This window comes from Paenibacillus sp. y28 (assembly GCF_037137075.1).
Classification (GTDB): domain Bacteria; phylum Bacillota; class Bacilli; order Paenibacillales; family NBRC-103111; genus JBBBNV01.
In genome coordinates, this window is the sequence record NZ_JBBBNV010000022.1 from 22469 (window position 1) to 34710 (window position 12242).

Below are 12242 nucleotides of genomic sequence, written 5' to 3' on the forward strand. Positions count from 1 at the left end.
TCAAAGCTACTTCAAGAGCTTCATCATCTTGTTTAGGAAACTTTTGACCCCTCCGGCTTGCTCACCGGATTCCAATTGTCCCGATAGAAACCGCTCCATAATTCCATGAACCGCTCTGGTAGCAGCACAGCTCGGATACAGGACGGTAAACGGAATTTGTTTCTTTACTGCCTTGGAAACATGAATATCCTCATCGATATAGCCCAAAAGCGGCAGCTCCAGCCCTAGAAACTGACGGGCTACCATGCTGATTTTATCCGCAGTCTGCCTGCCTTCCTTCAAATCGGTTACCCGGTTGACAACAAGCTTAAAAGGGGTTTGCCCATTCATCGAATGAACCATTTTGATCAGAGCATAAGCATCCGTAATCGATGTTGGCTCCGGTGTTGTAACAACAACTGTTTCTTGCGCCGCAACAATAAAACGAAATGCTTCCTTCGATAAGCCCGCGCCTGTATCAAATAAAATAAAGTCCACATGCCCGTTTAATTGGCCGACCTGCTCAACGAAGTAATCAATTTCGGTATCGTCCAGATTCAGAAGGTCATTAAATCCCGACCCCCCGGCAATAAACTGGAGATTGTTATAGCCTGTATGTATAATATCCCAGATGCTCTGCTCCCGCTTCAACAAATGATATAAGCTGTATTTAGGCGATGATCCCATTAACACATCAATGTTGGCCATCCCCACATCTGCGTCAAACAGCAGCACCTTGTACCCTTTGGATTGCAGCATCAAGGCGAAATTAAGGGAAAAATTCGACTTGCCGACGCCGCCTTTTCCGCTCGTTACTGTAATAACACGTGTTTGCTTCTCCTGCCTGGAAGCTTGTGATTGAACTAGATTACGCAGCATTTGGGCTTGATCACTCATACTGATCATCCCCTAAAATGGATTGAATCAGCTTGAGCTCGTTAACCTCCGCAATATCGTCCGGAACGTTTTGTCCCGTTGCAACATAAGAAAGCTGCAGCGGAAAATCATACAGCAGGTTAACCATTGCTCCGTATGAGCTAGTCTCATCCATCTTCGTAAACAAAACTTTGCTCAGGTTAAATCTGGAGAAGTTTTCTGTGATTTCTTTCATATCCCGATACTTGGCCGTTAAGCTGAGTACGAGAAATGTTTCTGTATGTCCTTTGTTTTGCAGCAGGCTGTTTAACTCCGAAACATACATCTGGTTGCGGAAGTTTCGGCCGGCCGTGTCCATAAAGATAATATCGCAGTCAGCAAGCTCCTGAAACGCCTTCGTCAGCTCCTGAGGAGAAAAAACAACCTCCAGAGGCACATTAAGTATTGTCGCATACGTCTTTAATTGCTCTACAGCTGCAATCCGGTATGTATCCGATGTAATAAAACCAACCCGGCGGTGATGCTTGAGCACCTGTTCAGCGGCAAGCTTGGCAATGGTTGTCGTCTTCCCGACACCGGTTGGCCCCACGAAATGGGCCACCTTCGTTTGTGGCGACAGCGTCTTTGCTCCCATTGGTTTTACAATATCGAGCAAATGGCTCCGCAGCGCCTCCATGGCCTGCTCATCCGTCCAAGCCTGCTCTGCGTCCTCACGGCTTTGGAGCGCTTTTTGACATAGCTTCTCGGCTATATCCGGAGCAATATCGTGGTCTAGCATGCGCTGCCGCAGCTTCTCGATCGGTTCCGGATACAAGGAGAAGTCCTTGCTCATTAGCGTCAGCTGCTTAATCATCTGCTTCATCATCCGAATTTCATCCGATAACGAATCTTCCTGTCTCATACTTACCGCCGACGACGAGGAGCTGAAAACCGGCTCCGGTCTAGGCTGAGCTGCCGCAGCTTGTGATTGTATCACCGGCGGCTGCTCAACAGCGACAGTTGCTGCTTGAGCAGGAATATTGGAAGCTGCAGGCTGGTAGCTTCTTGCTGCTGCTTCTCTGCTTGTGAACAATGAGGGTGAGGATACCGCCGCTGCCGATGATTCGATTTTGGGCTGTACCGGTGCTTTTGCAGCCGGCGCCGCACTTGCTCCCCCGGCCGCATCGATAGCTGCAATAACCTCGATTTTTTTCTTTGCGAACATGCCCATAAAGCCGCCGACCCGAATTTCTTTTGTATTAATAATGACTGCATCCTTTCCGAGCTCAGAACGGATTTTGTTCATGGCCTCCGGCATCGAATCAACCACATAGCGCTTCACTCTCATAGATTCACCACCCCTACACTTTGAATTTCAACGTTCGGCTCCAGCTCACTGTAAGACAAAATAGCCACATCCTGCATGCTGCGCTCAAGCAGCTGTCTCAAATACATTCGAATGGTAGGAGATACCAGAATAACCGGCTGTCCTCCTGTTTGCAGCAGTCTGTTGATTTGCTCGCTAACCTTTTGGAAAATCTGCTGGGATGATACCGGATCAAGCGCAACATAAGAGCCTTGATCGGATTGCTGCACATTCTCCGCGATTTTCTTTTCCAGCGCAGGCCCTACAGTAATGACCTTTAACGAATCAATGCCGCCAACATATTGCTGCGTGATTTGCCGTGATAAAGCCTGCCGTACATATTCGGTTAAAATTTCGGGATCTTTCGTAAAGGTTCCGTAATCGGCCAAGGTTTCAAGAATCGTAACCAAATCGCGAACTGAAATTTTCTCCTTCAACAGCTTGGCAAGCACCTTTTGAATATCACCAATGGACAATACCGAAGGAATCAGATCGTCGACCAGCGCCGGGTACGATTCCCGAATGTTATCAATAAGCGCCTTCGTCTCTTGACGCCCAAGCAGTTCATGGGCATAACGCTTAATGATCTCGGTCAAATGTGTGGCAACGACCGAAGGCGGGTCCACGACCGTATAGCCGGACATTTCCGCACGTTCCTTCATGGAGTCATCGATCCAGAGTGCCGGTAGCCCGAACGCCGGCTCCGTCGTCTCTATCCCAAGAACTGAATCGTCATCAATACCTGGACTCATGGCCAAATAGTGATTTAGAAGTAATTCGCCATGAGCCACCATATTTCCTTTTATTTTGATAACATACTCATTCGGTTTTAGTTGAATATTGTCGCGAATCCGGATAACCGGAACGACGAGTCCCAACTCAAGCGCACACTGGCGTCGAATCATGATAATCCGGTCCAGCAAATCCCCGCCCTGCTGCGTGTCCGCCAGCGGAATCAAGCCGTAACCAAACTCAAATTCAATCGGGTCCACCTGCAGCAGGCTGATAACACTTTCAGGACTGCGGACCTCCTCAATCTCCTGCTGCTCCACGAGCTGCTCGTCCTGCTCCTCGCGCTTCATAATGTTCTTTTGCATCTTCCATGCGCCAAAAGCAATAATTGCGGCAATCGGCAGGGTCGCAATAGGACCGATTGGAGTAAAGATCCCGAGCAGGGCAATAGTCACTGCTACTACGTACAGCAATTTAGGATGCTGCAAAATCTGGGATGTCAAATCGTGAGCCAAATTTCCTTCCGATGCTGCACGGGTGACAATAATACCCGCCGCAGTGGAGATGAGCAAAGCCGGGATTTGGCTGACCAGACCGTCACCGATTGTCAGCATGGAGAACGTTTTTGCAGCTTCGGCGATAGGCATATCATGAAACAGCATTCCGATAATAAGCCCGCCGAGCATATTAATAATCAGGATAATAATGGATGCAATCGCGTCCCCTTTGACGAACTTGCTTGCACCGTCCATTGCCCCGTAGAAATCAGCTTCACGCTCGATTTTTGAACGGCGATCTTTAGCCTGCTGCTCGTTAATGAGGCCTGCATTCAGATCGGCATCGATACTCATCTGCTTCCCCGGCATCGCATCGAGTGTAAACCGCGCTGCAACCTCTGCAACACGCTCCGAGCCCTTCGTAATAACAATGAATTGCACGACAACGAGAATCAGGAACACAACAAAACCGACAACGACATTATCTCCGGCCACAAAGGAACCGAACGCAGCAACGACACGTCCGGCCTCCGCTTCCGCCAAAATATTCCTTGTTGTAGATACGTTCAATGCCAGCCGGAACAAGGTTGTAATGAGCAGCAGGGACGGGAAAATCGAGAACTCCAGCGCATCCTGCGTGTTCATAGCCACCAAAATAATCATCAAAGCCAGTGAAATATTAATTACCAAGAGGATGTCAAGTATATGGATGTTGACAGGTACCACCATCATTAACACAATGCCGATAATACCAATAAGAATTGCTAAATCACGCGGCTTCATCAGACATCCTCCTTTCCTCAAATCTATTTGACCTTGCCTTTAAGCTTGTAGACATAAGCGAGTACTTCCGCAACGGCTTGAAACATATCCCCTGGGATCGCTTCGCCGATTTCCACCTGATCGTACAGAGCCCGGGCAAGTGGCTTATTTTCCATTGTAATGATTCCATGCTCCTTAGCCACACTCCTAATTTTGAGAGCAATGTAATCCATTCCTTTTGCAATAACCGTTGGAGCTTCCATCTTGGAAGCATCGTATTGTATAGCTATTGCGAAGTGGGTCGGGTTCGTAATGATGACATCCGCTTTCGGTATTTCCTGCATCATCCGCTGAATAGCCATCCTTCTCTGCTTTTCCCGGATTTTCCCTTTAATTAAAGGATCGCCTTCCGTCTTTTTATATTCGTCCTTAATGTCCTGCTTGGACATACGCAAGTTTTTCTCATATTCGTAGCGCTGGTATAAATAATCGAAAAAAGCCAGGATAAGCATAATAAAGCCAAATTGCAAGCCCAATTTAACAGTCAGGCTGGCTGTAAAGGATAAAATATCAGGAAGCGGAACGTGCCCCAGCTTCATCAGCTGCTCTTTTTCTTTCCACAAGCTTGTGAACGTAAAAATACCGATAATCGACATTTTCAGACACGACTTCAGAAATTCCACAAGAGACCGCATGCCAAAAATTTTCTTGAACCCTTCAATGGGATTCAATTTGGAAAACTTCATTATGAGCGGCTCGCCTGTCAGCAGAAAACCGATTTGAACATAATTGCCCAGGACAGCAAACACCATCCCGACAAGCATCAAAGGAGCCAGCACGATCATGGCGTGATAGGCCATATTCATAAAAATAACTCTTACATTCTCTGGTGTTACGGGCATAAGAATGTAATCCTGAAATGTAACAGTAAATAGACGATAAACATTCTCTTTATAAAAACCGGAAAACAGATTTAAAAACATAAAGGAAAACAAAAGAATCAATGCACTCGGTATTTCTTGGCTTTTGGCAACCTGTCCTTTTTTACGTGATTCCTGTTTTTTCTTTGGTGTAGCGGGCTCTGTCTTCTCCCCGGAGAACAGCTGTAAATTTAGACGGTGCCGGAAACGCTGCACAAGATGTAACCCCCAACTCAAACGTATTCACAACATGCTATGGCTGATTTCCAAATATCGTTGTCAGCTGGTGCATTGACTCGATTGCTGAAGTAAATACCGTTTGAAATAAACTTAAATACTCCGGCATCAGAAATGCCAAAACAATGAGACCGACAAGAATTTTTAACGGAATCCCAATGACAAAAACGTTAAATTGCGGTGCCGTCCTGGCTAGCAGTCCCAGACCGATATCGACCAGAAACAAGGTAACCACCATCGGCGCAGCAATTTGAAAAGCAAGCGAAAACATCGATGCAAAGGAGCGTGATATAAAGGTTGAAACACTCCCGTTGTAAATCTGCGAGAACGCTTCGTTCGTAACAGGAACCCATTGGTAGCTGTCAATTAGTGCCCTGAGCAAATAATGATGGCCGTTCATGGCTAAAAACAAAAGCGTCGACACGATCATTTTCAGGTTACCCAGCAACGGGCTTTGCGTGCCTGTCATGGGATCGATTACATTGGCCATACCAAACCCGATTTGCGTATCGACAAATACCCCTGCGACCTGTACCGCCTGAAAAAACATATACACGACAAACCCAAGCGCCAGTCCGACAATGACTTCACGCAGAACAGACAGAAAAAAGATGCCGTCGATCGGAACAGGATTGGTTACTGGTAAGGTGCTAAATGCGATAAAGCTTACAAATACCGCAAGCCCGATACGAAACTGTGCCGGTGCGTGAGCGTAAGAGAAGATAGGCGATACGACAAAAAAAGCGGTAATTCGACAAAAAACAAGCATAAATGTAGGAAGGTATTGCAGAATAAGGTCCATTTCTTCCACCTAGCCTACGTATTTATATAAGTTGTTCAAAATGTTGTACGTAAAGTCTATCAGTGTCGTCAAAATCCATGGACCGAAAATAAGTACGGATAGCAGTACCGCAACAATTTTGGGAACGAAAGCAAGCGTCTGCTCCTGTATTTGTGTCGTTGCCTGAAAAATACTTACCAGCAGGCCAACCACAAGAGCCAGTACAAGCATAGGGCTGCTCGCTTTCAGCACAGTGTAGACAGCTTCACCTGCAATCTTAATTACAAATTCCGTACTCACCTTTATCCTCCCTACCCAACAACGGCAATTCACAAAGTTGTCATCATGTATTGAAGCTGAGCAGTAATGATCTGACAACCAAATACCAGCCATCGACCAAAATAAACAATAATATTTTGAATGGCAGTGAAATCATGACTGGGGGAAGCATCATCATCCCCATCCCCATCAGCGTGCTGGCGATTACCATATCAATAACCAGGAAAGGGATAAAAATCATGAAGCCAATTTGCATCGCCGTCTTAAGCTCGCTAATCGCATAAGCCGGTACCAGTGTAGTTAATGGAATATCCTCATAACTGGTCGGCTTTGGAGCCTGCGTGTACTCCAGAAACAACAATAAATCCTTCTCGCGTGTATGGCTGGCCATAAACTTCTTCATCGGTATTGCTGCTTTGTTCAAGGCTTCGGTTTGAGTAAGCTCACCCTTTATATATGGCTGAAACGCAGTTTGATTCACTTCACTCAGCGTCGGAGCCATAATGAAGAAGGTCAGAAACAAGGCCAAGCCAATCAATACTTGGTTGGGCGGCATTTGCTGTGTACCAAGAGACGTACGTACAAAGCCAAGCACCACAACAATACGTGTAAAGCTGGTCATTAACACCATGATGGCAGGAGCAATACTGAGCACAGTAAGCAGCAAAATAATCGTGACTGTATTGGCTCCGCTGCCCGCAGCGCCGGATGAACCGATATCGATATTAATTCCCGGTATCGGGTCGGCTGCCAGAAGCTCCGTCTGTCCGGCAAACAAAAGCACAACACTCGCCAAAAAACCAAACAACCATTTATTTATCGTCATGAAGCATTTCCTCAACCATCTTTTTACGACTGCTGACTTTTTTCATTTTTTCATGGAACACTTCATGAAAAGATGAAATCTCTTCATCAGATGGAGTCGTTGTTTGTTTGTCCCGTTTTAAAAGGCGGTTTAATACAGTCATTCCGTTCAACCATTCCCCGCCAAGTCCGATTTCAAAGCGTTCCTGCAAATCGCTAACTTCCTCTTCGTCTTGAACCACACGAAGAAGCCGGATATCGTCTCCGACTCCGAGAATGTAAATGCTTGAACCGATTTCTACAACCTGCACTGATTTGTTTTGTCCGAGCGGCAACCCGCCTAAAGAGCGTATCGCCGAGCTCCTCATCCATTTTTTGTTTTTTTGCGCCAAAATCCGAATCAGCACGACAAAAATACCAATGATGAACAACAGGGAGAATAAAACTTTAGTCAAGGTCCAGCCGAAGGATTCGGTTTGCAGACCGGCCGTTTCCGGGGAACTTTTTAACCCCGGAATCGTGTCACCTTCGGCAGCGGCATGGGGAAGATAAAGCACACATAGAACAAAAATACAGCACAGAAAGATGGAAAACCATGACTTATGTGAGAGCTTCATCTTCCACCCATCCTCCTTGCGTTATCAAAAAAGAAATTAGCCAAGTGTTTTCTTGATTGCTTCAATAACCCGGTCAGCCTGGAACGGTTTAACAATAAAATCTTTTGCACCGGCTTGAATAGCATCAATAACCATGGCTTGTTGCCCCATCGCCGAACACATAATAACTTTTGCGTTGCCATCAAGCTTTTTAATTTCTTTCAATGCAGAAATACCGTCCATTTCCGGCATGGTGATATCCATTGTAATCAGATCCGGTTTGAGCTCTTTGTATTTCTCGATAGCTACAGCGCCGTCTTGCGCTTCTCCAACAACCTCGTATCCGTTTTTCGTCAAAATGTCCTTGATCATCATACGCATAAATGCAGCATCGTCAACAACAAGAATTCGGTTAGCCATGTTAGTATCCTCCTAATTTAAAAAACAGTAATTATTGTAATTTTTGAATACGATCCCACTGATTCACGATATCGGTAACCCGGACCCCAAAGTTTTCATCAATGACCACGACTTCGCCTTTAGCAATCAGCTTGTTGTTGACTAGAATGTCAACGGGCTCGCCGGCAAGCTTGTCCAATTCAATAATAGAGTTTTGGGAAAGCTCTAATATTTCTTTGATTTGTTTCTGTGTTCTGCCTAGCTCCACAGTTACCTTCAGCGGAATATCAAGCAGCAGATTCAAGTTCGTATCATCCGTATTCATCGATGGACCGGAAGACAGGCTGGCAAATTGTGCAGACTGTACATTCACGTTCCGATTATTCAATGCACTTGGACCTCCCATATGAGGGGCTGGCTGCTGATAGTACATTGGCGGTTGAGCATATTGCTGCTGCGGCATCATCGGCGGCTGTGCATACTCCTGGTATGGAGGCTGCATCATCGGCGGCTGCTGCGGCTGCGCTGGCGGCATTTGATGTTGAACCGGAGCCTGGTGCTGTACAGCAGGAGCTGGCTCAGTAAAGGTTTGGCTGACCGGCGGCTCTTCAGCGGCCGCTCCTCCGCCCATCAATGTAGATACCATCTCGCGGGCAAACGAGACCGGGAGCAGCTGCATAATCGACGAATCGATTAAATCTGCAATCAATAACCGGAAGGAAACCTTGATAAACACGTCTTCTGCAGGCAAATTGCTTTCGCCGTCACCGTTGGACAGGTCAAGGATATCAATTCCTGGAGGCGAAATATTCACAAACCGGTTAAAGATGGTTGACATCGAAGTCGCTGACGAACCCATCATCTGGTTCATCGCCTCTTGAACAGCGCTAATATGTATTTCCGTCAATTCTGTTTCCGGTGTAGTACCGTCTCCACCCATCATTAAATCAGCGATGACCTGTGCATCTTTCGTTTTAATAACAAGCAAATTGATTCCATGAAAACCGTCTACATAATTGACATGAACGGCAACATGCGGCTTTGGAAATTCACTTTCCAAATCTTCCTTCGCAATAACCGACACCTTGGGGGTTGTGATGTCTACTTTCTTACCCAGCAATGTCGATAACGCTGTTGCTGCACTCCCAAAAGTAATGTTTCCGATTTCACCCAGAGCATCCTGCTCCAAGGACGATAAATAGCTGTCCACGTGGAGGCCGCCACCCGAGTCGTCTGTATCATCGGAAGATTGCTTGAGCAGCGCGTCAATTTCCTCTTGAGACAAATAATCTTTACTCGTCATGCTCTTCTTCTCCTTCAGAAACAATATCTGTTATTTGGACAGCCATTTTGCCCTTAGATGTTCCCGGACTTCCAATATACTTGAGCTTTTCTCCGATTTTGATTTGAATTCCCTCATCAACCGGCTTCTCAAGCGTAATCACATCGCCTGCAGTGAGACTCAAAAATTCACGAATCGTGATTTGGGATGTTCCCAGTTCAGCAATGATTGGAAGCTTCGCCTTATTTACGCGCGTCTTCAGAATATCCACTTCTTCCGGAGCACGGTTTTTCTTCTGTGTCAGGAACTGGTGGTGTACGGACAGCCGCTGCATAATGGGCTCAATAACCACGTGCGGGATACAAAGGTTAATCATCCCCGTCGTATCGCCAATCTTGGTAGTCAAGGATATCAGAGCGATCGTTTCATTAGGTGAAACTATCTGCATAAACTGCGGATTTGTTTCCAGAGCTTCCATCCGAGGAGTAAGCTCAATGACCGTTCTCCACGCTTCTTGAAGACTGTCAAACGCTTTGCTGAAAATTCGCTCCATCACAATGGTTTCAATTTCAGTTAAGGCGCTGATTTTGGTCGGTGTCGAGCCTGTTCCTCCAAGCATCCGGTCCAGCATGGCATAAGCGACGTTCGGGTGTACCTCTAGAACCATCCTTCCCTCCAAGGGCTCCGCTTCAAAAATGTTCAAAATCGTCATTTTCGGAATGGAGCGAATGAATTCATCGTAAGGAAGCTGTTCTACCTGTACCACATTTATTTGTACGAACGTTCTTAACTGAGCCGAAAAGTATGTAGTTAAGTACCTGGCGAAATTCTCATGAATTCGTGTCAAGCTGCGAATATGATCTTTAGAAAAGCGAACGGCACGCTTGAAATCGTAAGATCGTACCTTCTTCTGTGTGTCTTCCTTTTTAAGCTCCTCTGCATCCATCTCGCCTGAAGATAGGGCGGCTAACAAGGCGTCTATTTCATTCTGAGAAAGTACATCTACCATTTACGTCACCCCCTTCAAGCATCATTGATACACTATTGATGAGTTTTAAAGAAGAAGCCTTAGTTAATGACAATGTTGGTAATATCAATTTGTGCGATTTTACCAGCAGAGAAAATACCGTTCAAATTGTTAATCAGCACCGCTTTTAAATTATCCTGGCCTTTTTTACCGCTGACCTGTTCAGCCGTCATATCAGCTAACGTCTGGATAATAATTGATTTCACCCGGAAATCCAGGTTTTCAAACTCTTCTTTTGCCTTTTTGTTTTCCAGCTCAAAAGCAAAGCTTACTTTTACAAACTGCTTGTTTGACAAATTGGTTAATATTTCCGGCATTTGCACCGTCAATTCCTTAACCTCAGCCGCGCTTTTCTTTGCCGGCGCTTTTACATTTGTCACCGAGCTGGCTGCCTCTGTAGCCGGATCCGCTGATTTGCGGTCCATGTAATCCCACAAGACAAAGCCCGCCAGGACGATAAGTGTAATTGCGATTAAGATCATGATTAACCATTGCAACATTTTGTTTTGCAGCACTTTAAGATTCCTCCGTCACAGTATACTTGGTCGCGACCCTGATGGCACTGATTTGCTGCATATATTTTTGAGTCAAGCTTACCACGTCAGAAACCTTTTCGCGAACAATTATTTTTTTTCCGGTGGTCAGTGTCAATAGTGTATCCGGTGTTGATTCGACCGTCTCAATCAAAAAAGCATTGAGAACGATCGTTTGGCCATTGAGCCGGGTTAGAGGAATCATAACCAGCCTCCCTGTGTGAAGCATGTCATGAAGCATATCGTAAGGGGGAGCTTCTATACTCCCGCCTTACGAAGCAATGAAATTCGCTTAACGTTTTAAGTTGACAACTTCCTCAAGAATCGAGTCAGAGGTCGTAATGATGCGAGAGTTTGCTTGGAAACCGCGCTGGGCAACAATCATCTCCGTAAATTCGTTAGTCAAATCTACGTTGGACATCTCCAATTGTCCGGAAATGATTGCGCCTGTGCCGAGAGTGGTATCATTCGCCTCAGTAATCTCATCCAGCGCCCCGTCAGGGTTCGCGTTTGGCGTTACCCGGTACAGATTGCCGCCAACCTTCTCCAACCCGGAAGGGTTCGCGACCTTGGTAACACCGATATTAACACCGAGTCCGGCTGAAGTGCCGTCGGTGTTGACCGCAATGATCTCCCCGTCTTTGGCAATGGTAAATGCAGTAACCTCTGTAGGATCAATCGTAATGGTTCCACCTCCGGACGCCAAAACAAACATACCGTCCGCATTAACCAGCTGATTTTCCGCATCAAGGTAGAAGTTTCCTGAGCGGGTCAAGTAGGTTTGCTCCCCATCCGGGCTTACTGCAAAAAATCCGTCTCCGTCCACGCGAAGGTCAAGAACACGGTTTGTCGTTTGCGCGCTGCCTTGAGTCTGAAGCGTATCAATGGCCGCCATTGAAACCCCAAGTCCGACCTGCATTGCGTTTGAACCGCCTGACGTTCCTGCTTCAGGTGCAGTTACACCCGAAATAGTCTGGCTCATAATGTCTTTAAACATAACACGTCCTGCTTTGAAGCCTGCAGTGTTGACGTTAGCAATGTTATTACCGATAACATCAAGCTTAGTTTGGAAACCTCTCATACCGGAAACGCCGGAGTAGAGTGAACGCAGCATGGATAAATGCCTCCTCAACATGATTCGTATGGATTGCAAGCGGAGCTGCTTCAATCGTTCCGCAACACTCCAGGGCTTC

Annotated in this window: 14 protein-coding genes; all 14 read right to left on the minus strand. The window is 46.3% G+C overall.

The genetic code is table 11. The features are described from left to right. Positions 1–6: 6 nt before the first annotated feature. On the minus strand, positions 7–876 hold the full coding sequence (locus WBG83_RS16485; RefSeq protein ID WP_336746298.1) for a MinD/ParA family protein: 870 nt from the start codon (positions 874–876) through the stop codon (positions 7–9). Next, complete coding sequence (gene flhF, locus WBG83_RS16490; protein WP_336746301.1) at positions 869–2182, minus strand: flagellar biosynthesis protein FlhF; 1314 nt, start codon at positions 2180–2182, stop codon at positions 869–871. Before flhF ends, WBG83_RS16485 begins: the two co-directional genes overlap by 8 nt. Further along, entirely contained in the window at positions 2179–4212 is a 2034-nt protein-coding gene (flhA, locus tag WBG83_RS16495; RefSeq protein WP_336746303.1) for a flagellar biosynthesis protein FlhA, read from the minus strand. The genes flhF and flhA overlap by 4 nt, the downstream gene beginning before the upstream one ends. Before the next feature lie 23 nt (positions 4213–4235). Beyond that, positions 4236–5327: a flagellar biosynthesis protein FlhB gene (gene flhB, locus WBG83_RS16500; RefSeq protein ID WP_336746304.1), complete on the minus strand. Its 1092-nt coding sequence runs from the start codon at positions 5325–5327 to the stop codon at positions 4236–4238. A 37-nt stretch (positions 5328–5364) separates the two neighbouring features. Next, positions 5365–6150, minus strand: a complete 786-nt coding sequence (gene fliR, locus WBG83_RS16505; protein WP_336746305.1) for a flagellar biosynthetic protein FliR — start codon at positions 6148–6150, stop codon at positions 5365–5367. Positions 6151–6159: 9 nt separating this feature from the next. Then, positions 6160–6429, minus strand: coding sequence for a flagellar biosynthesis protein FliQ (gene fliQ / locus WBG83_RS16510; protein ID WP_336746306.1), 270 nt, complete (start codon positions 6427–6429; stop codon positions 6160–6162). A gap of 43 nt (positions 6430–6472) precedes the next feature. Beyond that, the gene (gene fliP / locus WBG83_RS16515) at positions 6473–7234 is read right to left on the minus strand and encodes a flagellar type III secretion system pore protein FliP (protein WP_336746308.1); all 762 of its coding nucleotides are present in this window, start codon (positions 7232–7234) and stop codon (positions 6473–6475) included. Beyond that, entirely contained in the window at positions 7221–7829 is a 609-nt protein-coding gene (locus WBG83_RS16520; RefSeq protein ID WP_336746311.1) for a flagellar biosynthetic protein FliO, read from the minus strand. Before WBG83_RS16520 ends, fliP begins: the two co-directional genes overlap by 14 nt. Positions 7830–7865: 36 nt before the next feature. Then, a complete protein-coding gene (locus WBG83_RS16525; protein ID WP_336746313.1) occupies positions 7866–8228 on the minus strand; it encodes a response regulator in 363 nt (120 codons plus the stop codon). A 31-nt stretch (positions 8229–8259) separates the two neighbouring features. Next, on the minus strand, positions 8260–9510 hold the full coding sequence (fliY, locus tag WBG83_RS16530) for a flagellar motor switch phosphatase FliY (RefSeq protein ID WP_336746314.1): 1251 nt from the start codon (positions 9508–9510) through the stop codon (positions 8260–8262). After that, positions 9500–10498: a flagellar motor switch protein FliM gene (gene fliM, locus WBG83_RS16535; protein WP_336746315.1), complete on the minus strand. Its 999-nt coding sequence runs from the start codon at positions 10496–10498 to the stop codon at positions 9500–9502. Before fliM ends, fliY begins: the two co-directional genes overlap by 11 nt. Before the next feature lie 59 nt (positions 10499–10557). Beyond that, a complete protein-coding gene (locus WBG83_RS16540; protein ID WP_336746316.1) occupies positions 10558–11031 on the minus strand; it encodes a flagellar basal body-associated FliL family protein in 474 nt (157 codons plus the stop codon). A gap of 1 nt (position 11032) precedes the next feature. After that, positions 11033–11254, minus strand: coding sequence for a flagellar FlbD family protein (locus WBG83_RS16545; protein WP_336746317.1), 222 nt, complete (start codon positions 11252–11254; stop codon positions 11033–11035). 87 nt (positions 11255–11341) lie between these two features. After that, positions 11342–12163: a flagellar basal body rod protein FlgG gene (gene flgG / locus WBG83_RS16550; protein ID WP_336746318.1), complete on the minus strand. Its 822-nt coding sequence runs from the start codon at positions 12161–12163 to the stop codon at positions 11342–11344. Between the last annotated feature and the right edge of the window lie 79 nt (positions 12164–12242).

Excerpts from the sequence above, each read along its gene's own strand:
- WBG83_RS16520 (WP_336746311.1), bottom strand. The coding sequence starts at position 7,829 with ATGAAGCTCTCACATAAGTCATGGTTTTCCATCTTTCTGTGCTGTATT.
- fliY (WP_336746314.1), bottom strand. The coding sequence starts at position 9,510 with ATGACGAGTAAAGATTATTTGTCTCAAGAGGAAATTGACGCGCTGCTC.
- flhF (WP_336746301.1), bottom strand. The coding sequence starts at position 2,182 with ATGAGAGTGAAGCGCTATGTGGTTGATTCGATGCCGGAGGCCATGAAC.
- WBG83_RS16525 (WP_336746313.1), bottom strand. The coding sequence starts at position 8,228 with ATGGCTAACCGAATTCTTGTTGTTGACGATGCTGCATTTATGCGTATG.
- flhA (WP_336746303.1), bottom strand. The coding sequence starts at position 4,212 with ATGAAGCCGCGTGATTTAGCAATTCTTATTGGTATTATCGGCATTGTG.
- fliM (WP_336746315.1), bottom strand. The coding sequence starts at position 10,498 with ATGGTAGATGTACTTTCTCAGAATGAAATAGACGCCTTGTTAGCCGCC.
- flgG (WP_336746318.1), bottom strand. The coding sequence starts at position 12,163 with ATGCTGCGTTCACTCTACTCCGGCGTTTCCGGTATGAGAGGTTTCCAA.
- WBG83_RS16485 (WP_336746298.1), bottom strand. The coding sequence starts at position 876 with ATGAGTGATCAAGCCCAAATGCTGCGTAATCTAGTTCAATCACAAGCT.
- WBG83_RS16545 (WP_336746317.1), bottom strand. The coding sequence starts at position 11,254 with ATGATTCCTCTAACCCGGCTCAATGGCCAAACGATCGTTCTCAATGCT.
- fliP (WP_336746308.1), bottom strand. The coding sequence starts at position 7,234 with ATGACGATAAATAAATGGTTGTTTGGTTTTTTGGCGAGTGTTGTGCTT.
- fliR (WP_336746305.1), bottom strand. The coding sequence starts at position 6,150 with ATGGACCTTATTCTGCAATACCTTCCTACATTTATGCTTGTTTTTTGT.